This is a genomic window from Microbacterium sp. HSID17254, assembly GCF_003989315.1.
Lineage (GTDB): Bacteria > Actinomycetota > Actinomycetes > Actinomycetales > Microbacteriaceae > Microbacterium.
On record NZ_RBLT01000002.1, the window covers coordinates 40,615 to 60,205 of the forward strand.

A 19,591-nucleotide genomic window follows, 5' to 3' on the forward strand; every position below is an offset into this window, starting at 1 on the left:
CGGCATGCGTGAGCACGCCGGGGCCTCGGCGCGAAACCGGGGTCTCGCGACCGCGGTCAGTCCCGCCAGGGGAGATCGTGCACGCGGGCGAGGGCCTCGTGCAGCACGGACTCCGGAGTGCCGCGGCCGGCGCCCTCCTCCGCCCACACCCGGAGCGCCGACATGACAGCGGCCGCCTGCGCGGCCCCGAGCACGTCGGCGCGCATGACGTCGATCCCGGCCGCGCACGCCGCCCGGGAGACGGCGGCGGAGAGGCGGGCCAGACGGACGCCCGTCTCCCGCACCAGCTCCTCCTCGAGGGCCATGGCCGCCGCGTTCCGCAGGGCCAGCGCCAGAGGATCCGGCGCGAAGTCCTGCACGATGCCGTGGAGGATCAGCCGCACCCGCTCCCCCGTGGCCTCGCGGCCGAGGTCGTCCAGCGCGGTGGTGGCGACGCCGATGCGCTCATCGATACCCGACCACAGCACGTCGCTCTTAGACGTGAAGTAGTTGAAGAAGCTCGACCGGCTGACCCCCGCCCGCTGCGTGATGTCCGCGATGGACGTGGCCTCGTACCCGCGCTCCAGGAAGAGCTCGCAGGCGGCCTCGGCGAGGGTCTCGCGCGAGGAGGCCTTCGGGCGGCCGGCGCGACCAGTCCGGTTCATGACTTCACGGTACCGCGCGCCGCGCCGCACCCCGGACGAGGATGTATTGTTGGACGCAATCCATGTATTAGAGGGAAGCGACGACGCATGCTCGACATCCTCACCCCCGGCTTCATGCCGACCCCTGTCCCCTATCCTGACGGCTGGGCCCTGCAGCGCCGCGTGCACGCGGACGTCGTGTCCGGTGCCCGCCCTGACACGCTCATCCTGCTCGAGCACGCGGCCGTCTACACCGCGGGCAAGCGCACGGAGGACCACGAGCGCCCCCAGGACGGGACCCCGGTCATCGACGTCGACCGCGGCGGGAGGATCACCTGGCACGGGCCGGGGCAGCTCGTCGGCTATCCGATCTTCCGGCTGCCGGAGCCGATGGACGTGGTCGCACACGTCCGGCGTCTGGAGCGGATCCTCATCGAGGTGCTGCGTCCGTTCGGGGTCGACGGGCACCAGGTCGAGGGGCGCAGCGGTGTGTGGGTGCGCCGACCGCTCTCGGAGGACAAGGTAGCCGCGATCGGCGTGCGGGTGCAGCAGGGCGTGACCATGCACGGCTTCGCCATCAACTGCGACAACAGTCTCGCCCCCTTCCGCGACATCATCCCCTGCGGCATCACCGACGCCGGCGTGACCACGGTGAGCGAGGTGTCCGGCCGCGTGGTCGGCCCGCTCGACCTCGTCGACGCCGTGCAGGACGCCTTCCGCACCGCGCACGCACCCGACCTGACAGGAGTCCCGGCATGACCGCCGCACCCGAGGGGCGCAAGCTCCTCCGCCTCGAGATCCGCAACGCCGAGACCCCGATCGAGCGCAAGCCCGAGTGGATCAAGACGAAAGCCAAGATGGGGCCGGAGTACTCGGCGCTACATTCGCTCGTGAAGAGCGAGGATCTGCACACGGTGTGCCAGGAGGCCGGCTGCCCGAACATCTACGAGTGCTGGGAGGACCGCGAGGCGACGTTCCTCATCGGGGGGTCGCAGTGCACGCGTCGCTGCGACTTCTGCCAGATCGACACCGGCAAGCCCGCCGACTACGACACCGACGAGCCGCGACGCGTCGCCGAGAGCGTGCAGCGGATGAACCTCCGCTACGCGACCGTCACGAGCGTGGCCCGCGACGACCTCCCCGACACCGGTGCCTGGCTGAACGCCGAGACGGTGCGCAAGATCCACGAGCTGAACCCGAACACCGGCGTGGAACTGCTGGCCAACGAGCACAACGCCGACCCGGCGTTCCTCGGCCAGATCTTCGACGCACGCCCCGAGGTCTTCGCGCACAACGTGGAGACGGTGCCTCGCATCTTCAAGCGCATCCGCCCCGCGTTCCGCTACGAGCGGTCGCTGAACGTGCTCACGCAGGCCCGCGACGCCGGACTCATCACGAAGTCGAACCTCATCCTCGGCATGGGCGAGGAGCCGGAGGAGGTCGTCCAGGCGCTGCAGGACCTCCACGACGCCGGCTGCGACATCATCACCATCACCCAGTACCTCCGCCCGACGCCGCGTCATCTCCCGGTGTCGCGGTGGGTGAAGCCGGCCGAGTTCGTCGAGTTCAAGGAGGAGGCGGAGCGGATCGGCTTCCTCGGTGTGCTCGCCGGGCCGCTGGTGCGCTCCTCGTACCGGGCCGGACGGCTCTGGGCGCAGTCGATGACCTCGAAGGGACGGGAGATCCCCGCGCACCTCGCGCACATCGCGGAGAGCGCCGACCTCGGCTTCGCGCAGGCGGTCTGACCAGCGGCGGTCAGTCGGCGCTCATGACCGACTGCACGCTGCCGTCGGAGCCCAGGTTCACGAGCAGCACGTCGTCGGTGGCGCTGTCGTCGAGCGCGTACTCCAGCACCGCGAACGGCTCGGAGCCGCCGTGCTCGTCCGCGAGGATCGTCATGCTCATCAGGCGCAGCGATCGGATAATGTCCACGGCCGCGTCCCCGGACACGTCGATGAGGACGTCGGGGAGGTCGTCGCCGAACGCCTCCTGCTGCTGCAGGATGTACTCGGTCACCTCGCTCGTGCGGTCGTCCACCTCGGCGAGCATCCCGCGCCGTGCGGTCGCGTCCACGTTCTCCAGGCCGGCGATGAGCCCGGCGGCGATGTCGAGGGCGTCGGCGGAGACGTCGTCCTGGTCCGGGGCCGTCAGGTCCACCGTGACGCTCTGGTCGCCGAGCTCGACCGTCTCCGACCAGAAGATCGAGCCGTCGGGGCCCGACGACAGCAGTCCGAAGTAGTCGTGTTCGATCGCCATAACGCTATGAAACCAGCCTGGTGCTCGGGGCGGAAGCCCTGTGTCAGCCGACCAGCGCCTGCACGAAGACGTGCGGCGTGAAACCGGTCAGATCGTCGATGCCCTCGCCCTGGCCGAGGAGCTTCACCGGGATGCCCGTGCGCTCCTGCACCGCGAGCACGAAGCCGCCCTTGGCCGAGCCGTCGAGCTTGGTGAGCACGAGACCTGTGACGCCGGCGTGCTGCAGGAAGGTCTCCGCCTGCATGACGCCGTTCTGCCCCGTCGTCGCATCGAGGACCAGAAGCACCTCGCTGATGGGAGCCTGCTTCTCCACGACACGGCGGATCTTGCCCAGTTCGTCCATGAGTCCGCCCTTGGTGTGCAGACGTCCCGCCGTGTCGATGATCGCGATCTCCATCCCCTCGCGCTTCGCGTACTCGACGGTCTGGAAGGCGACGGAAGCCGGGTCCTGGCCTTCCTGCTGCGGGCGGACGATCGCCGCTCCCCCGCGCTGGGCCCAGGTGGCGAGCTGGTCGACGGCGGCGGCACGGAAGGTGTCGGCGGCGCCGACGACCACGCTCCGCTGGTACCCGCGGAGGAACTTCGTGAACTTCCCGATCGTGGTCGTCTTGCCCACGCCGTTCACCCCGACGACGAGGACCACGGCCGGGCGCTCGGTGAGCTTGAGCGTGGTGTCGAACTTCGCGAAGTGCTCCTCCAGGGTCTCCCGCAGCATGCGCTGGAGGTCCTTGGGGTCGGTGGTGCGGTACTTCGCGACCTTGTCGCGCAGCTCTTCGACGATGCGCTCGCTGATGTCGGGGCCGAAGTCCGCCGTGATCAGCGCCGTCTCCAGGTCTTCCCACGTCGTCTCGTCGATGGTGGGCTTCACGAACATGCCGCGCAGCGCGCGACCGAGAGACCAGGACTTCTCTGCCATGCGTCCAGCCTACGGGTAGCATCCAGGGATGCACCGCGCGCCGCTCCCGCACCGGGTGTTCCTCCATGGCGCCGGGAGGCTCGGCACCGCCGCATGGCCCTCGCAGGGTCCGGAGTCGGGGACCTTCCTCAGCTTCCCGCCGGAGTCGTCCGTCGAAGCGCAGGCGGGCGCTCTCGTCGAGGAAGAACGTGACCGGACGCCGCTCCTGTTCGCCCACTCCATCGGCGCGGTGACCGCCGTCCGCGCCCTCGCCGACGGTCTGCGGGTGTCGGGCCTCGTCCTCGTCGAGCCCGCCCTGTACGACATCGCTCGCGGTGACGCACCGATCGAGCGGCATATCGCCGTGGTCACGGAGGCGCGATCACGCGCGGCCGAGGACGACCTCTACGGCTTCTGGTCGATCCTGCGCCCGCTCATGTTCAGCGGCCCGCTGGACCGCGAGTCCTGGCCGGACGAACGCGCGGTCGCGGAGCACTGGGCAACCGCGAATCTCCCTTGGGGACACGGCATCCGGGAGCATTCTCTCGCCGGGGTGCCGACCCTCGTGGTCACCGGCGGCTGGAACGAGGAGTACGAGCTCATCGCCCGACGGCTCGTCGATATCGGGGCCGAGCACATCGTCCTCTCCGGTTTCGCTCACCGCCCCCAGGACCACCCCGGGTTCCCCGCCGCCGTGACCGCATTCGAACAGTCCCTCACGATGTGACCCGCCCCGGGTCCGTCCGAGCACAGCTTCGGAGACCGCGGGCGACACGCCGGATCCGACCGTCGACACGCCAGGTGGGGGCCACGATCTCCGCAGTCGTGCCCGGGGTGAGTCAGACGGCGGCGGCGGCGCGGTCGCCGACGCGCTGCCCGACCACCGCGGAGACCCCGTCCTGACGCATCGACACGCCGTAGAGCGCGTCGGCGATCTCCATCGTCCGCTTCTGGTGCGTGATGACGAGGAGCTGGGAGCTCTCGCGCAGCTGCTCGAACACCGTGAGGAGCCGGCCGAGGTTCGCGTCGTCCAGGGCGGCCTCGACCTCGTCGAGGATGTAGAACGGGCTGGGGCGCGCCTTGAAGATCGCCACCAGGAGCGCCACCGCGGCCAACGACCGCTCGCCGCCGGACAGCAGCGACAGCCGCTCGATCTTCTTCCCGACGGGACGGACCGAGACCTCGATCCCCGTCGTCAGCATGTTCTCCGGATCGGTCAGCGAGATGCTGCCCGTGCCGCCGGGGAACAGCAGCGGGAAGACCTGACCGAACGCCTCCTTGGTGTCCTCGAACGCGCTGGCGAAGATCGTCTGCATGCGCTCGTCGAGGTCGGCGATGATCGTCAAGAGGTCCTGCCGGGTCTGCGTCAGGTCCGCGAGCTGCGTGGTGAGGAAAGCGTGGCGCTGCTCCAGGGCGGCGAACTCCTCCAGCGCGAGCGGGTTGACCCGCCCGAGCTGGGCGAGCTTCCGCTCCGCGTCCGCGAGGCGCCGCTGCTGGATGCGCCGGTCGAACGGGATCGCGGTGTCGTCGAGCAGTTCGCCGTCGGCCGGCTCCGCCCCGGGATCCCGCGGTACGAGCTGATCAGGACCGTACTCGGCGACGAGCACGTCCTCGTCCAGCGAGAGCTCCGAGGACACGCGCTCCAAGAGGCTGTTCAGGTGGAGCTTCTTCTCGTGGATCTGCAGCTCCAGGCCGTGCACGCTCTCCGTGAGCCCGGCCAGACGCTCCCGCAGCGACGACTCCTGGGCGCGCAGAGCGACCAGTTCCTCGTTCTGCGCCGACCGCGCGGCTTCCGCCTCCGCCAGCGCGACACGGGCCTCGGTGACCGAGCGGTCGAGGGAGTCGAGGATGCGCGGCAGCTCGTCCACGACTCCGGACGCCGCCTCGCGCTGCGCCCGGCGGATGACAGCGCGGCGGGCGGCCTCCGCGGCGGCGTCCCGCTCCTGCTCGCGCTGCCGCTCCAACGCGGTCACCCGGGACTGCGCGGCACGGACACGCTCACGCAGGGTCTCGACCTCCAGGCGGGCGCGGACCTCGCCCTCGCGGGCGCGCTCCAGCGCCTCGAGCAGTCCATCCCGCGCCGACGCGTCGAGCACCGGACGCGGCGCCGCGACGGCAGCGTCGAGCTCCGCCTTCGCGGTCTCCGCCTTCGCCTCCGCGTCCGCCACGGCGGCCTGCGCCTGGGCGAGGCCGGTCTCGAGACGGTCGCATTCGGCGACAGCGGCCTCATGGCGCACGGTCACCTTGTTGACCTGCTCCGCGTGCGTCGCGAGGGCGGCGTCGTGCTCGCGGAGCGCGCGCAGCGCGTCCTTCGCTTGCCGCCGCGTCTCCTCCACGGCCTCGTCGGCGTCGATGCGCGCCTCGCGCAGGGAGTCGACGACGATCTGGATCTCGGTGAGCCGCTCGGTCGCGGCATCGCGCTCGGCCGCGAGTTCGAGGCGAGAGCGCTCCCCTCCGGAGCCGGTCCGCAGCGTCTGGGCGGTGATGACGTCGCCCCCGGTCGTCACGATCGTGGTCGCGATGTCACCTGCCGCGTCCAGGGCGCGCCGTGCGGCCCGCGCCGCATCGAGGTCGTCGGCGATGAGCACGTGCGCCAGGATCCCGAGGACGCCGTCCGGCGCGGTCACCGTCTCGGTCGCGGCGATCACGCCGTCGACGGCCGGGTGCGGCGCCCGCTCCCTCGGGGCCTCGGCGACCACGAAGTCGACCACCCCACGGCGGCGCTCCGCGGCCTCCGCCGCCAGGATGAACGCGTCCTCCGCGGAACCGACCAGCACACCCTCGGCCAGCGGACCGAGCACGGCCGCGATCGCGGCTTCGTATCCCGCCCGCACCTGCACGGCATCGCCGACGAGACCGCGGATTCCGGGGCCACCCTCCGCGACGATCTCGGCAGCACCTCCCGAGAGCGACAGCGCACTGCTCAACGCGGCGGCCTTCGCCGTGAGGGCGTCGACCTCGCGCTCCGCGGCGTGCAGGCGCTCGCGAAGGCTCTCCCGTTCCGCCTCCGCCGCCGTCGCCGCACGCTGAGCGCTCTCGTAAGCGGCGGCATACTCGACGGCCGTGCCCTCGGGAGCTTCCGCGTCGTCGATCGCCTCCAGGGCCTCTTCAGCCTCGCGCCGCCGGGCGTGCGCTGCTTCGAGGGCGTTCTCCTGACGGAGCACCGCACCACGGACGGCGGCCAATGCGGACGCGGCCGCATCGGCATTCCCGCGGAGCGAGGAGAGCCGCATGTCGTACTCGGAGACGAGCGCGCTCTGCTCCGCGATGTCGACGTCGAGAGTGTCCAGCTCGGCACGGGCGTTCACGACCTCGCGGCTGGCGGCGGCCGCGGCGTCCTGGGCGTCGCCGAGGCCGGAGGAGATCGTCTCGATGTCCTCCTTCGCCTCGTCGATGGTCGCCTGCGTGACGGTCACCGCGGTCACGGCCGCGTCGTCCTCCTCGGACCCGAGGAGCGCGAGGCGCTGGTTGGCGAGCGTGTACAGCCCGCGCATCCGCTCCTGCACCTGTTCGAGTCCGAACGCGACGCTGCGTGCCTCGTCGACCGCGATCGAGTTCTGGTTCTTCTCCAGCCGAGCGATCCCGGCGCGCACCGTCTCGGCCTGGTCGGACAGCACGAGACGCTCGGTGTGCCGCTCCTGCTCGGTCCGGGTGTGGTCCGCGAGGGCTGTGCGCAGCGCCACGACGTCGTCGGCGAACAGGCGGGCCTTGGCATCGCGCACGACGGCGGCGATGGTCTGCGCCTCGCGCGCGATCTCCGCCTGGCGCCCGAGAGGCTTGAGCTGTCGGCGGATCTCCCCGGCGAGGTCGCTCAGACGCGTGAGGTTGGCCTCCATCGCGTCGAGCTTGCGCAGCGTCTTCTCCTTGCGACGACGGTGCTTGAGGATGCCGGCCGCCTCCTCGATGAAGCCGCGTCGATCCTCCGGCGAGGCCTGGAGCACGGTGTCGAGCCGACCCTGACCCACGATGACGTGCATCTCCCTACCCAGGCCGGAGTCGCTGAGCAGCTCCTGCACATCGAGCAGACGGCAGCTCTCGCCGTTGATGGCGTACTCGCTGGAGCCGTTGCGGAAGAGCGTGCGGCTGATGGTGACCTCGGCGTATTCGATCGGCAGCGCGCCGTCGGCATTGTCGATCGTGAGCTGCACCTCGGCGCGCCCGAGGGGACCACGGGTCGAGGTGCCGGCGAAGATGACGTCTTCCATCTTCCCGCCGCGGAGCGTCTTCGCCCCCTGCTCCCCCATCACCCACGCGAGGGCGTCGACGACATTGGACTTGCCGGAGCCGTTCGGTCCGACGATGCACGTGACGCCGGGCTCGAACACGAAGGTCGTGGGCTGCGCGAACGACTTGAACCCCTTGAGCGTCAGGCTCTTCAGGTGCATGGGGCGACCGCTCGTCCGGGGAGATTCACGCCGCTACGCTACCGGAATCCCGCGGAACGGCCGGTATCCCGCGCGGTCGTCGCGGACCCCGCCTGCACCGCGACACGCCGGTGCCACCACGAAATGCTTGACGATCTCCTGAGAGTTTCGCTACGGTGGCCTCCGGATCGCCACACGAAAGGAGGTTACCGATGATGATCACTCAGCACACCGCAGAGGTCTTTGGCCTCGCCGCGCCCGCGCACTTTGCGCCGCGCCACGCGGCATCGGTGACCGCCGGCGTCCGTCACGGCTCGCTCGGCTAGAACCGCAGCCTGGGAACGCAGGCCCGATCCGGGTCTTCTCCCGCCTGTTCTATCGCGTCCCACCCTCTGATCCCCTCGGATCATGGATCCCCGCCGCCTCCGGCCTCCGCATTCCGCGGCCCCGCAGGCGCTGCTCTCGTCCGCACCCGCCGCGGCCGACGACTCGGTCCTGACGTGGTGCTTCCGCACCCCATCCATCCCTTTCGAAGGAACCATCGTGAACATCACGCTGTCACGCAGCACCACCCATCCGCCCGATACCGAGGACCGCGAGGTCCTCCAGATCCCCCGCGACCACGAGCTCCGCGAGCTCGGCATCGCGGACCGCCTCTCGCTCCGGATCGGCCTCTGGCTGTTCCAGCGGGCGCAGCGGCCCCGTCGTCCGCGCCGGTCGTGGACCGTCGATCCCGGCGACCTGTTCCTCGTCGGAGAGCAGCGTCACCGTTCGGCCGCGGAGTCGCACGCCCTCCTCATGTACGACATGCAGCGCGGGATGCGCTGACCGGGCGATGACGACCGCATCGACGCCGACCCGGCGTCCGTCCGTTTACCCGCGGACGGGCGCCGGGACACCCGGCACCTCCTCCTCCCTCCGACACGAAGGACCTGACATGACGACCGCCGCACTGACGATCACGCCGCTGATCGTCCCGGCCACCCTCGACGATGCGAACGCCGCGGACTTCCGCGCGTACGGCACCCTGAACCGACAGATCTGCGACGAGCAGGTCGGTCTCCCCGAGCTCGCCCCGGACGCCGCGCAGATGCTGCCCAACTGGCAGGACGACTCCGATGCGCTGGACCTCGGATTCGTCGCCAGGGAGGGGGACGAGATCATCGGTATGGTGACGGTGTCCTTCCCGCAGGAGGAGGACGCGCGCGCCGCCGAGCTCGATCTCCTCGTCCCGGCCGCCCACGCCGGACGCGGTGTCGAGGACGCGCTGCTCGACCGCGCCGAGGCCGAGGCCAGGGAGCGCGGCCGGAGCGTCCTGCAGATCTGGACCCTGCACCGGCCCGAGGAGGCCGATCGCATGCTCCAGCCCCGGACCGGCTGGGGACGGATCCCGGCGACACCGCTGAGCGATGTCGTCGAGGCCCACGGCTTCACCCTGGAGCAGGTCGAGCGCAACAGCGAACTCGATCTGCGCGCCGATCCGGAGCCCCTGCGCCGCGCGTTGGATGCGGCCCTCGCGGCCGCGGGGCCGGACTACCGCGTGGTCGAGTGGGAGCTGCCCACCCCGCCGGAGCTCCGCGACGGGTATGCCGCTGTCCTCGCCCGGCTGTCGACCGATGCGCCCAGTGGCGATATGGATTTCGTCGCCGAGGTGTACGACGCGGAGCGGGTGATCCGCCGGGATGCGCGTCTCACGGGCGCTGGTCAGACCGTCTCCGTCGTGGCGGTGGAGCATGTCCCGTCCGGCACGCTCGTCGCGTACAACGAGCTGCTGATCGGCGCGGAGAAGACCGGGACCACCCACCAGTTCGGGACGCTGGTCGCGAAGGATCACCGCGGTCACCGCCTCGGCACGATCGTCAAATGCGCCAACCTCCTGCGCTGGCGGGAGCTCGTCCCCGGGTCGACCGTCGTCTCGACGTTCAATGCGGAGGAGAACCGGCCGATGCTCGACATCAACGAGGCGATCGGCTTCGTGCCCGTGTCGTACGCAGGGGCGTGGCAGAAGAAGATCTGACGACGAGCGGTGGTCGTCATCCTCCCGGATGACGGCCACCGCTCAGCTTCATCCGCCGGGCCGACGACACCGGCACGGCCCCACGGCGAGGCTGGGAACATGAACACACCCGTGATCGAAGCCCACGCCCTCGTCAAGACCTACGGCGTCACCCACGCCCTCGCCGGTGTCGACCTCGCGGTGCACCGTGGCGAGTCCGTCGCCATCATGGGCGCGTCGGGCTCGGGGAAGACGACGCTCCTGCATGTGCTGGCGGGAATCACCGCACCGGACAGCGGCCGCGTGGTCTTCCAGCCCTCGACGGGCACGGCCATCGACGTGACCGCGCTGGGTGAGGCGGCGCGCTCCCGGCTGCGTCGCGAGCGCTTCGGGTTCGTCTTCCAGCAGGGACTGCTGATCCCCGAGCTGACGGCGGTGGAGAACGTCGCCCTCGCCTCGATGATCAACGGCGTCGCCAAGAAGGACGCCCTCCCCCACGCGGCGTCGTGGCTCGCGGCGCTGGGTCTCGGCGGTATGGAGGAACGACGCATCGGCGAGCTCTCCGGAGGACAGGCGCAGCGCGTGGCCATCGCCAGAGCCCAGGCGACGGGTGCGGACCTCGTCTTCGCCGACGAGCCGACCGGCGCTCTGGATTCGCACACCTCCGCCGAGGTCATGGACGCTCTCCTCTGGTCCACGACCGGGCAGGGCCGCACCCTCATCGTCGTCACGCACGACGCCGACGTCGCCGCACGCTGCACGCGCACCGTCGCCGTCCGGGACGGCCGCATCCTCGGCTCGGCGGTGAACGCATGAATCTCTCCGTCCTCGGCCTGCTCCTGCGCCCGGCTCCCGGACAGCGCAGCGTCCTCGCGCTCCCGATCGTCGCCTTCGCGGTGGTCACGACCCTGGTCCTCACCGTCGTCGGCGGGGCCCAGGCCTTCTGGACGTGGACCGACGACGAGGCTGTTCTCTATCAGGGCCTCGCCGCCATCGCTCTCGTCCTGCTTGTCGTGCCGCTGACCTCGCTCGGCGGCGCCGCCGCCCGGCTCTCGGCACGGCGCCGCGACGAGCGCCTCTCGACTCTTCGTCTGCTCGGCGTGACGCCCGGCGGGGTGACGACGGCAACCGTCGTCGAATCCGTCCTCGTCGCTGCCGCCGGCGCCGTCATCGGTATCGGGGGTCACCTGGCCCTGAGCCCGCTCATCGGTCTGATACCGTTCCGCGGCGAGCCTCTCGGGCTGGCTGCGGTCGTTCTCTCCCCGGTGATGATCGCCGCCGTCGTGGGCGGCGTCCTGCTGCTCGCCGCGGGAAGCGCCGTGGTGGGGCTGCGTCGGGTCGTGATCTCGCCGCTCGGGGTCCGCACGCGCACAGCGCTGACGAGCGTGCACTGGATCCGCGCCGTCATCGCGGTCGCGGGCATCGCCACCGCGTTCGTGCTCATCAAAGTCTTCCCGATGATCGGCGGGGTCGTGGCGACGATCGCTGTGCTCGCCGCGATGTTCGCCCTCGCGCTGAGCGTCCTCAATCTGCTCGGTCCGTGGGTGCTGAAGGTCTCGGCGGGACGCCAGCTCCGGCGGGCGGAGCGCCCGGAGCGGCTGCTCGCCGCTCGCCTCGTTCTCGACTCTCCGAAGGCAGCCTGGCGTCAGGTCGGCGGCATCGCGATGGCGAGCTTCATGGCCGTCTTCGCGGGCACCGGCGTCGCGCTCCTCGACACGATCGGGGCGAGCGACGATCCCTCCAGCATCGCGCTCGCGGAGGACATCCGCACCGGGCTCATCATCACCCTCATCGGGTCGTTCCTCATGGTGGCCGCCTCCGTCGGCGTGAATCAGGCCTCGGACGTGCTCGACAAGAGCGACCTGCACGAGAGCCTGCACCACCTGGGCATGCCCGTCGAGACCGTGGACCGCGCGCGCCGTCGCGCGATCATGTCGCCACTGCTGGTCACGGCGGTCGGATCCGCGCTGTGCGCTGCGGTGCTCGTGTTCCCGCTGGTGGGCATCGCGCTGATCGTCGCGCCCCTCTCGCTGATGACGATCGCGACCGTCGTCGCCGTCGGCATCGGCGTCGTGTGGGCGAGCACCTGGGCGACCCGCCCGCTGCTGGATCGCGCGTTCGCCCCGGCGTGAGACGGTGGCGGGCCGGGTGCATCCGGCCCGCCACGCGCGACTCGGCCCCGGTCAGCGCCTCCGCTGGCAGCGTGGGCAGAAGTGCGAGGAGCGGTTCATGAACGCGGCACGGGTGATCGGCGTGCCGCAGCGCGGACAGGGCTTCCCTCCGCGACCGTAGGCGTTCAGGGAGTGCGCGAAGTAACCGGCCTGCCCGTTGACGTTGACGTACTGGGCGTCGAAGCTCGTGCCGCCCTCGGCGAGAGCCTTCTGCAGGACCGACCGCACTTCCGCGAGCAGGCGATTCACGGCTCGGGTCGGCAGAGCGTCGGCCGGTGTCTCCGGATGGATGCGGGCCGCCCACAGCGACTCGTCGGCGTAGATGTTGCCGATGCCGCTCACCACGCCCTGGTCCAGCAGCACCCGCTTGATCGCGCTGTGCCGCCGGGCGAGAGCGGCCCGGAAGACCCGGTCGTCGAAGAACGGGTCGAGCGGGTCGCGAGCGATGTGCGCGACCTGTGTCGGGATGCGGGAGGGGCCGTCGGCGATGAGAGCGTCGACGGCGAGGGAGCCGAACGTCCGCTGATCCGCGAACACGATCGCGAGCTCGCCGTGTCGGGGATGCTCGATCCCGAGGCGGACACGCTCGTGGCGCTCGGTCGGCGCGTCCGGCGCGCGGAGCAGCATCTGGCCGCTCATGCCCAGATGCGCGATCAGAGCGGAGTCGCCATCGTCCACGGGGAGCCAGAGGAACTTGCCCCTCCGCGCGGCCGCGGTGAAGCGGCGACCCTCCAGACGCTGGACGAAGTCCGCAGCTCCGGCGGTATGCCGGGTGAGGGCGCGTTCGTCGAAGACGCTGACGCCTGTGATGACCGCGTCGACCGCGGCAGGGGCGAGGCCGGAGCGGACGACCTCGACCTCGGGGAGCTCAGGCACGCTCGCTGAGCGTGCGCCAGGCGCTGAGGGCCGCGGCCATCTCCGCCGTCTTCTTGCTGCTGCCGGCGCCCGTCATCCGCACGTCGCCGACGGCGACGGTCGCCGTGAAGCGCCGGTCGTGGTCGGGGCCGCTGGCCTCGACCGAGTACTGCGGAGGCGTGGCGCCGAGGCGGGCCGCGAGCTCCTGCAGGCTCGTCTTCGGGTCCATCGCCGCGCCGTACCGCTCGGGGTCGGCGAGCAGCGGCTCGGTCAGACGCAGGACGAGCGCCGTCGCGGCCTCGGGCCCGGCGGACAGATAGGTGGCGCCGATGACGGCCTCCATGGTGTCCGCGAGGATCGAGTCTTTGTCACGCCCACCGGTCTGCTCCTCACCGCGCCCGAGCAGCAGGTGGCTGCCGAGATCGATGCCGCGAGCGACCTCCGCCAGCGCGACCGTCGACACGACGCTCGCCCGGCGCTTCGCCAGCTCCCCCTCGTCGAGCTCGGGGTGCCGCGTGAACAGCATGACGGTCACGGCCTGACCCAGCACCGAGTCGCCGAGGAACTCGAGACGCTCGTTGTGCGGGATGCCGCCGTGCTCGTACGCGTAGGAGCGGTGGGTGAGGGCCAACTCCAGAAGCTCCGCGTCGATCTCGACGCGGAGCTTATCTGGGAGAGGCCTCGTCCCCCCGGGGACCTCCGTCACGGTTCGCGACTCAGACGTCGGCGACCTTGCGGCCCTTGTACTCGAGGAAGAGCTCGGTGCCCTGCGAGTCGGTGACGACCTTCGCCTGGTGCGGACGGCTGTAGACGACCTTGCCGTTCTCGATGGTCTTGACGAGCGCGGGGGCCTCGGCCTTCCACTGCGCACGGCGCGAGCGGGTGTTCGAACGGGAGACCTTGCGCTTCGGGGGGTTACCAGCCATGACTAGCTCTCTTCTTTCTCGGCGGCACCGCGTTCTGCCGTGCCGTCCTGGTCTGTGATCTGCTGGAGCGCGCTCCACCGAGGATCGATGGGAGCGGCCTGCTCCGTTCCGGTGCTCTCGGTCAGCCTCTCGCCTGTGACCGGGTCGAGCCCGAGGCAATCCGGCTGACACACCGGCTGAAAAGGAAGGGCCAGTACGGCCGCATCCCTGACGAGAGTTTCAAGATCCACGTGGTCGTCTTGAACCTCGAAGTCAGTTTCTTCCTCACCAGGATACGCGAAAAGCTCCTGGAACTCGACTTCGACGGGCCGAGCGATGTCGGTGAGGCATCGACCGCACACACCGACGTACTCGCCCTCCGCCTCTCCGGTGACGAGGATGCCCTCGTGGACGGACTCCAGCCGCACGTCGAGATCGAGTTCCGAGCCCGCCTCGAAGGAGACGATGCCCTCCCCCCACTGCTCCGTCAGGGGCACCGAGAAGGAGTGCTCGCGCATCTCCCCCGGGCGCCGGACGATGTCACGGACGGGGAGGACGAAAGGGCTGTTGAGTCGGGAACGCACCCCGCCATGCTACCCGGGTCACCGGTGAGGAGGGCCGGGAGACCGCCGGGAACGGGACCGCGATCCCCGATCAGATCCCGCGCGCGCCGGTGTCCAGGAACGAGGCGACAGCCGGCGGGACGAACGGCGAGACGTCGCCCCCGAGACCGGCGACCTGACGCACCAGCGAGCTCGAGACCATCGCATGCGCGGGGTCGGGCAGCAGGAAGACGGTCTCGATGTCGGCGAGGTGCCGGTTGACGATCGCCATGGGCGACTCGTACGCCACGTCGACCTGCGAGCGGATGCCCTTCACGAGCACACCGGCGTTCACGTCGCGCGCATAGTCGACGAGGAGTCCCATGCTCCAGGAGCCGATGACGATGTTGCCCGCCATGCCGTCCTCGGCGATCGAACGCTCCAGGAGGGAGAGCCGCTGCGCGATCGGCAGCATCGCCTCCTTGCCCGGGTTGTGCACCACGAGCACATGCAGCTCGTCGTAGAGGGCGGCCGCGCGCCGGATCACGTCGAGGTGACCCAGGGTCGGCGGATCGAAGGAACCCGGGACGACGGCGATCCGGCTGCTCATGGAATCCAGCCTAGGGCACCCGGAACGGCGATCAGTTCTTCGCCAGCGCCGCGCGATCCTCGTCGGTGACGCGCCGTCCGATGGCCTCCCGGAGCCCGGGGTGAGCGGCCAGCTCGGGGTCGGCGGCGAGGATGTCCTCCGCGAGCTCGCGGGCCCGGGTGATGAGAGCGGCGTCCTTCACGACGCGCAGCAGCTTGAGGGACGACCGCACCCCGGCCTGTGCCGCGCCGAGCACGTCGCCCTCGCCGCGGAGTTCGAGGTCGACCTCGGCCAGCGCGAACCCGTCGAGGGTGGCGGCAACCGCATCGACGCGTTCGCGGGCCACCGATCCGGCCTCGGCCTCGGTCACGAGCAGGCAGAGACCCGGGACACCGCCTCGGCCCACCCGACCACGGAGCTGGTGCAGCTGGGACACTCCGAAACGGTCGGCGTCCAGCACGATCATCGTCGAGGCGTTGGGGACGTCCACGCCCACCTCGATCACGGTCGTCGCGAGCAGGAGGTCGATCTCCCCGCGGGCGAAGGCCTGCATGACGGCGTCCTTCTCCTCCGAGGGCATCTTCCCGTGGAGCACCGCACGTCGCAGACCGCCGAGGGTCGGATGCGTGGCCAGCGCCTCGTCGAGCTGCACGACACCCCACCGAGGGCCTTTGCCGCCCTCCGGGGCGAGCAGCGCCTGCTCCCCCGACTCGGCCGTCTTCGCCGCGGTGTCGATGGCCGCGCAGACGGCGAACACCTGCCGACCCTGCGCGATCTCCTCCGCCGCCCGTTCCCACACCCGGTTGAACCAGCCCGGGTGCTCGGCCAACGGCGCGACGTACGACTCGATGCCGGCGCGCCCCGCCGGCATCGTGCGGATGACCGAGGTGTCGAGGTCGCCGAAGACCGTCATCGCGACCGTCCGCGGGATCGGGGTCGCGGTGAGGACGAGCGCGTGCGGGCTTGACCCCTTCGCCCGCAGCGCCTCCCGCTGCTCGACTCCGAAGCGGTGCTGCTCGTCGACCACGACGAGACCGAGATCGGCGAACGTGGTCTTCTCCCCGAGGAGCGCGTGGGTGCCGACCACGATCAGCGCCTGGCCGGAGGCGACGCGCAGCGCGGCCTTGCGGCGATCCGCCGCCGGCATCTGCCCGGTGAGCAGCGTCGGCATCAGCAGCGGGGCGAGCTGCGGGCCGAGCATCTTCGTGATCGAACGCAGATGTTGCGCCGCGAGGACTTCCGTCGGGGCGATCAGGGCCGCCTGCCCCCCGCTCTCGGCGACCTGCAGCATCGCCCGCAGGGCCACCAGCGTCTTTCCCGAACCGACCTCGCCCTGCACGAGCCGGTTCATCGGCCAGGAGCCGACGAGATCGTCTGCGATCTGGGCGCCGACGGTCTGCTGATCCGGCGTGAGCGTGTAGGGCAGGGCGGCGTCGAAGCGCTCCAGCAGCCCGCCGGGCGCCGCCGGCCGCGAGGTGGCGGCCAGGGCGCGCACCGCGTCGCGCTGCTGGAGGAGGGCCGTCTGGAGCGTGAGCGCCTCGTGCATGCGCAGCGTGCGCACCGCGGGATCGATCTCGTTGCGGGAGCGCGGGCGGTGGATCGCCTCCAGGGCTTCCCGCGCCGTCAGCAGCTCTTCGCGGGTGCGAATCTCCGGGGTCAGCGGGTCGGGGACCGACGACAGGTCGTCGAGGACGCGCCCGACGAGCCGGGCGATCTGCCACGTCTGGATCGCGGAGGTGGCCGGATAGATCGGGATCGGGACCGCCGCCCTCGCATCCGCCCGCCGGCGCGCCGCGTCCTCGTCGTCGAACAGCTCGTACTCCGGGTGGGCGAACTGGGTCATGCCGTTGAACTCGCCGACCTTGCCGGAGAACACACCACGCCGCCCGACCGCCAGGTCCTTGGAGCGCCACTCCGCCGCGCCGACGTTCTTCGCGAAGAAAGTCAGCGACATGCGACCGACGCCGTCGCCGATGACGACGTCGACCATGGCCCCCGGTCGATTGCGCATCCGGCGGAAGCTCGACGAGAGGACTTCGGCGACGATCGTGACGGTCTCCCCGATCGGGAGGTCGCGGATGGGGGTGAGCTCCCCCGGGTCGGCGTACCGGCGTGGGTAGTGCGCGAGCAGGTCGCCGACGGTCTTCATGCCGAAGGCGCGGTCGAGCGTCTTGGCCGACGCCGCGCCGAGGGCCTCCTCGAGCGAGGAATCGAGCGTGAGCGACATGCTCCGAGTCTAGGGAACCGCACGGACACGACCGTCCGCGGCCTGTCGTATCGTGAACGGGTGACGAGGATCATCGCCGGAACGGCACGCGGCACCCGGCTCGACGTCCCCGGCGCCGGGACCAGGCCCACGAGTGACCGCGTGCGCGAATCCCTGTTCGGCGCCCTGGAGTCGCTCGACGCGATCGCGGACGCCCGCGTGCTCGACCTCTACGCGGGCTCGGGGGCGCTCGGGCTCGAGGCCCTGAGCCGAGGCGCCCGGAGCGCCGACCTCGTCGAGCGGGGTCGGCAGGCCGCCGCCGTCGTGCGGCGCAACGCCGCGGCCGTCGCGAAGGTCTCCGGTGCCGCGACCGCACGGGTGCAGGAGGCGACGGTCCGGGCGTTCCTCGGCCGCGCGTCCGGGCCCTACGACCTCGTGTTCACGGATCCGCCGTACGACATCGACGATGAGGCGATGGACGGCGACCTCGCCGCCCTCGCTCCGCTGCTCAGCGACGATGCCGTGGTGGTCGTCGAACGAGCCCGGCGCTCCACCGCCCCCGACTTCGCGGCGGCCGGGCTCCGGGTGTTCCGGGAGAAGACCTACGGCGACACGACCCTGTGGTGGGCGGAGCCCGGCCCGCAGGACGCCGCGTCGGCGGACGTTCAGCCCGAGACGGAGTCCCAGTCCCGGTAGGGGTCCCAGCCGCTGACGTCCACGGGACCGTCGTCGCAGAGCAGGTCCTCCTCGCCGCGCGGACGCACGACGCCGATCGCACGGAAGCCCGGCGGCAGCACGCCGTCGGGGAACGTCGCGAGCAGCGCATGGTCCTCGCCGCCCGCGAGCGCCCGCTGCGGACTCGCGCCGAGCGCGGCGCCGTCCAGCGCGAGGGTGACGCCGGAGGCCTCCGCGAGGCGCCGCGCATCGAGGGCGAGGCCGTCCGAGACGTCCATCATCGCGGTCGCGCCGGCCGCGGCTGCGACGACGCCGAGGCCGATGGGCGGCGACGGCCGCAGCTGCGCGGCGACCGCAGCGCTCTCCCCGGGTGCGAGAGCCGCGGGATCGACCGGGACCGGCGTCTCGCCGTCTCGGAAGCGTCCGAACAGCACGGCAAGCCCGTGTGCGGCGTGACCCAGTTCTCCGGCGACGGCGACGACATCGCCCGGTCGCGCCCCCGCCCTGGTCACCGGGGGGCGGCCTTCGAGGTCGCCCAGAGCCGTCACAGCGACCGTGAGCACCTCGGACACCGTGAGATCCCCGCCGACCACCGCGCACCCGGGGGCGAGCGCCGCGCAGGCCTCGCGGAAGCCGTCGGCCAGGCGCTCCACGAAGGACAGCCGGAGGTCGCGCGGCACGGCCAGAGCCACGAGCAGTGCGGTCGGGCGTGCGCCCATCGCGGCGATGTCGGCGAGGTTGACCGCCGCCGCCTTCCAGCCGAGGTCGTACCCGCTCGTCCAGGCGAGCCGGAAGTCGGGCCCGTGCACGAGCGTGTCCGTCGTCGCGACGACCGATGCCGAGGGGGCGGCGATCACGGCGGCATCGTCACCGGGACCGAGGAGCGTGTGCGCGCCCGGCGCGGTGCGCTGGAGGATGGCGCGGAGGATGCGACCCTCCGAGAGATCTCCCAGGCGCGGATCGTCGGAGTCGGGTCGGGAGGGCATGTCGTCAAAGGTAGCCTGGATACATGCTTCGTTCCCGCCGCCTCGCTGCCGTCGCGGGGGCGATCGCCCTCGCCGCCGGACTCGCCGGATGCTCCACGACCGTGCACCTGGAGCCGGCCGCCGACGCGAACGACCCCGCCTGCGCGAACGTCTCCGTGCTCCTGCCGGACACCGTCGGCGGGTACGAGCGCGTGTGGACCGACGCGCAGGCCACGGGCGCCTGGGGAGACCCCACGGTCGTCCTGCGATGCGGCGTGGAGCCGCCCGCCCCGTCCGATCTGGTCTGCACCACCCTCGGCGGCGTCGACTGGCTCGTCCTGGAGCAGGAGGAGGAGCGCCAGCGCCTCGTCACCTACGGTCGCGAACCGGCCATCGAGGTGATCATCCGCCGCGGCGAGCAGGTCGACTTCCAGTCGATCGTCGACAGCCTGTCGTCGAACATCCAGTCCGGTCTCGCCCCGGCGACCGCGCAGTGCACCGACCGGGTGGAGTTCCCCGCGGGCTGAGCACGCGCGGGGAACCACGCCG

At 71.3% G+C, this 19,591-nt stretch carries 20 protein-coding genes; 9 read left to right on the forward strand and 11 right to left on the reverse strand.

Annotated elements, in window-relative coordinates; genetic code table 11:
- Positions 1-56: 56 nt before the first annotated feature.
- Positions 57-644, reverse strand: a complete 588-nt coding sequence (locus tag D8M34_RS01720; protein ID WP_126892987.1) for a TetR/AcrR family transcriptional regulator — start codon at positions 642-644, stop codon at positions 57-59.
- 87 nt (positions 645-731) lie between these two features.
- Between D8M34_RS01720 and lipB the strand changes: the two genes are divergently transcribed.
- Positions 732-1,382, forward strand: coding sequence for a lipoyl(octanoyl) transferase LipB (lipB, locus tag D8M34_RS01725; protein ID WP_126892988.1), 651 nt, complete (start codon positions 732-734; stop codon positions 1,380-1,382).
- Positions 1,379-2,368: a lipoyl synthase gene (gene lipA / locus D8M34_RS01730; RefSeq protein WP_025103330.1), complete on the forward strand. Its 990-nt coding sequence runs from the start codon at positions 1,379-1,381 to the stop codon at positions 2,366-2,368. Before lipB ends, lipA begins: the two co-directional genes overlap by 4 nt.
- A 10-nt stretch (positions 2,369-2,378) precedes the next feature.
- Here the strand turns inward: lipA and D8M34_RS01735 are convergent, their stop codons facing one another.
- Both D8M34_RS01735 and ftsY read right to left on the reverse strand, forming a co-directional pair.
- Complete coding sequence (locus D8M34_RS01735) at positions 2,379-2,879, reverse strand: DUF2004 domain-containing protein (RefSeq protein WP_025103329.1); 501 nt, start codon at positions 2,877-2,879, stop codon at positions 2,379-2,381.
- Positions 2,880-2,922: 43 nt separating this feature from the next.
- Entirely contained in the window at positions 2,923-3,795 is an 873-nt protein-coding gene (ftsY, locus tag D8M34_RS01740) for a signal recognition particle-docking protein FtsY (RefSeq protein WP_025103328.1), read from the reverse strand.
- Between the two features lie 28 nt (positions 3,796-3,823).
- On the opposite strand from ftsY, the gene D8M34_RS01745 reads away from it, so the two are divergent.
- On the forward strand, positions 3,824-4,501 hold the full coding sequence (locus D8M34_RS01745) for an alpha/beta hydrolase (RefSeq protein WP_025103327.1): 678 nt from the start codon (positions 3,824-3,826) through the stop codon (positions 4,499-4,501).
- A 112-nt stretch (positions 4,502-4,613) separates the two neighbouring features.
- Here the strand turns inward: D8M34_RS01745 and smc are convergent, their stop codons facing one another.
- On the reverse strand, positions 4,614-8,159 hold the full coding sequence (gene smc / locus D8M34_RS01750) for a chromosome segregation protein SMC (RefSeq protein ID WP_085607010.1): 3,546 nt from the start codon (positions 8,157-8,159) through the stop codon (positions 4,614-4,616).
- A 387-nt stretch (positions 8,160-8,546) separates the two neighbouring features.
- Between smc and D8M34_RS01755 the strand changes: the two genes are divergently transcribed.
- The 4 genes from D8M34_RS01755 (at position 8,547) to D8M34_RS01770 (ending at position 12,266) form a co-directional block, all read left to right on the forward strand.
- Positions 8,547-8,966: a hypothetical protein gene (locus D8M34_RS01755; RefSeq protein ID WP_238695576.1), complete on the forward strand. Its 420-nt coding sequence runs from the start codon at positions 8,547-8,549 to the stop codon at positions 8,964-8,966.
- 109 nt (positions 8,967-9,075) lie between these two features.
- A complete protein-coding gene (locus D8M34_RS01760) occupies positions 9,076-10,155 on the forward strand; it encodes a GNAT family N-acetyltransferase (protein ID WP_126892989.1) in 1,080 nt (359 codons plus the stop codon).
- Positions 10,156-10,254: 99 nt separating this feature from the next.
- Positions 10,255-10,950, forward strand: a complete 696-nt coding sequence (locus D8M34_RS01765; RefSeq protein WP_025103323.1) for an ABC transporter ATP-binding protein — start codon at positions 10,255-10,257, stop codon at positions 10,948-10,950.
- The gene (locus D8M34_RS01770) at positions 10,947-12,266 is read left to right on the forward strand and encodes an FtsX-like permease family protein (RefSeq protein ID WP_126892990.1); all 1,320 of its coding nucleotides are present in this window, start codon (positions 10,947-10,949) and stop codon (positions 12,264-12,266) included. The genes D8M34_RS01765 and D8M34_RS01770 overlap by 4 nt, the downstream gene beginning before the upstream one ends.
- A 51-nt stretch (positions 12,267-12,317) precedes the next feature.
- Here the strand turns inward: D8M34_RS01770 and mutM are convergent, their stop codons facing one another.
- From mutM to D8M34_RS01800, 6 genes are all read right to left on the reverse strand, one after another.
- Positions 12,318-13,181: a bifunctional DNA-formamidopyrimidine glycosylase/DNA-(apurinic or apyrimidinic site) lyase gene (gene mutM / locus D8M34_RS01775; protein WP_025103321.1), complete on the reverse strand. Its 864-nt coding sequence runs from the start codon at positions 13,179-13,181 to the stop codon at positions 12,318-12,320.
- On the reverse strand, positions 13,174-13,866 hold the full coding sequence (gene rnc, locus D8M34_RS01780; protein ID WP_029989233.1) for a ribonuclease III: 693 nt from the start codon (positions 13,864-13,866) through the stop codon (positions 13,174-13,176). The genes mutM and rnc overlap by 8 nt, the downstream gene beginning before the upstream one ends.
- 10 nt (positions 13,867-13,876) lie before the next feature.
- Positions 13,877-14,086: a 50S ribosomal protein L32 gene (gene rpmF, locus D8M34_RS01785; RefSeq protein ID WP_013586329.1), complete on the reverse strand. Its 210-nt coding sequence runs from the start codon at positions 14,084-14,086 to the stop codon at positions 13,877-13,879.
- Positions 14,087-14,088: 2 nt separating this feature from the next.
- The gene (locus tag D8M34_RS01790; protein ID WP_025103319.1) at positions 14,089-14,583 is read right to left on the reverse strand and encodes a YceD family protein; all 495 of its coding nucleotides are present in this window, start codon (positions 14,581-14,583) and stop codon (positions 14,089-14,091) included.
- Between the two features lie 136 nt (positions 14,584-14,719).
- Positions 14,720-15,217 (reverse strand): pantetheine-phosphate adenylyltransferase, encoded by a 498-nt coding sequence (gene coaD, locus D8M34_RS01795; protein WP_025103318.1) that lies wholly within the window; start codon positions 15,215-15,217, stop codon positions 14,720-14,722.
- Between the two features lie 31 nt (positions 15,218-15,248).
- Positions 15,249-17,423 carry an ATP-dependent DNA helicase RecG gene (locus D8M34_RS01800; protein ID WP_126892991.1) on the reverse strand — a complete coding sequence of 725 codons (2,175 nt, stop codon included), beginning with the start codon at positions 17,421-17,423 and terminating at the stop codon, positions 15,249-15,251.
- Positions 17,424-17,483: 60 nt separating this feature from the next.
- On the opposite strand from D8M34_RS01800, the gene rsmD reads away from it, so the two are divergent.
- Positions 17,484-18,098 (forward strand): 16S rRNA (guanine(966)-N(2))-methyltransferase RsmD, encoded by a 615-nt coding sequence (rsmD, locus tag D8M34_RS01805; RefSeq protein ID WP_126892992.1) that lies wholly within the window; start codon positions 17,484-17,486, stop codon positions 18,096-18,098.
- On the opposite strand, the gene thiL is transcribed toward rsmD, so the two are convergent.
- Entirely contained in the window at positions 18,068-19,063 is a 996-nt protein-coding gene (gene thiL, locus D8M34_RS01810; RefSeq protein ID WP_126892993.1) for a thiamine-phosphate kinase, read from the reverse strand. The genes rsmD and thiL overlap by 31 nt on opposite strands.
- Before the next feature lie 23 nt (positions 19,064-19,086).
- Here thiL and D8M34_RS01815 point away from each other — a divergent pair, with 23 nt between their 5' ends.
- Positions 19,087-19,569 (forward strand): DUF3515 domain-containing protein, encoded by a 483-nt coding sequence (locus D8M34_RS01815; RefSeq protein ID WP_126892994.1) that lies wholly within the window; start codon positions 19,087-19,089, stop codon positions 19,567-19,569.
- Positions 19,570-19,591 lie beyond the last annotated feature (22 nt).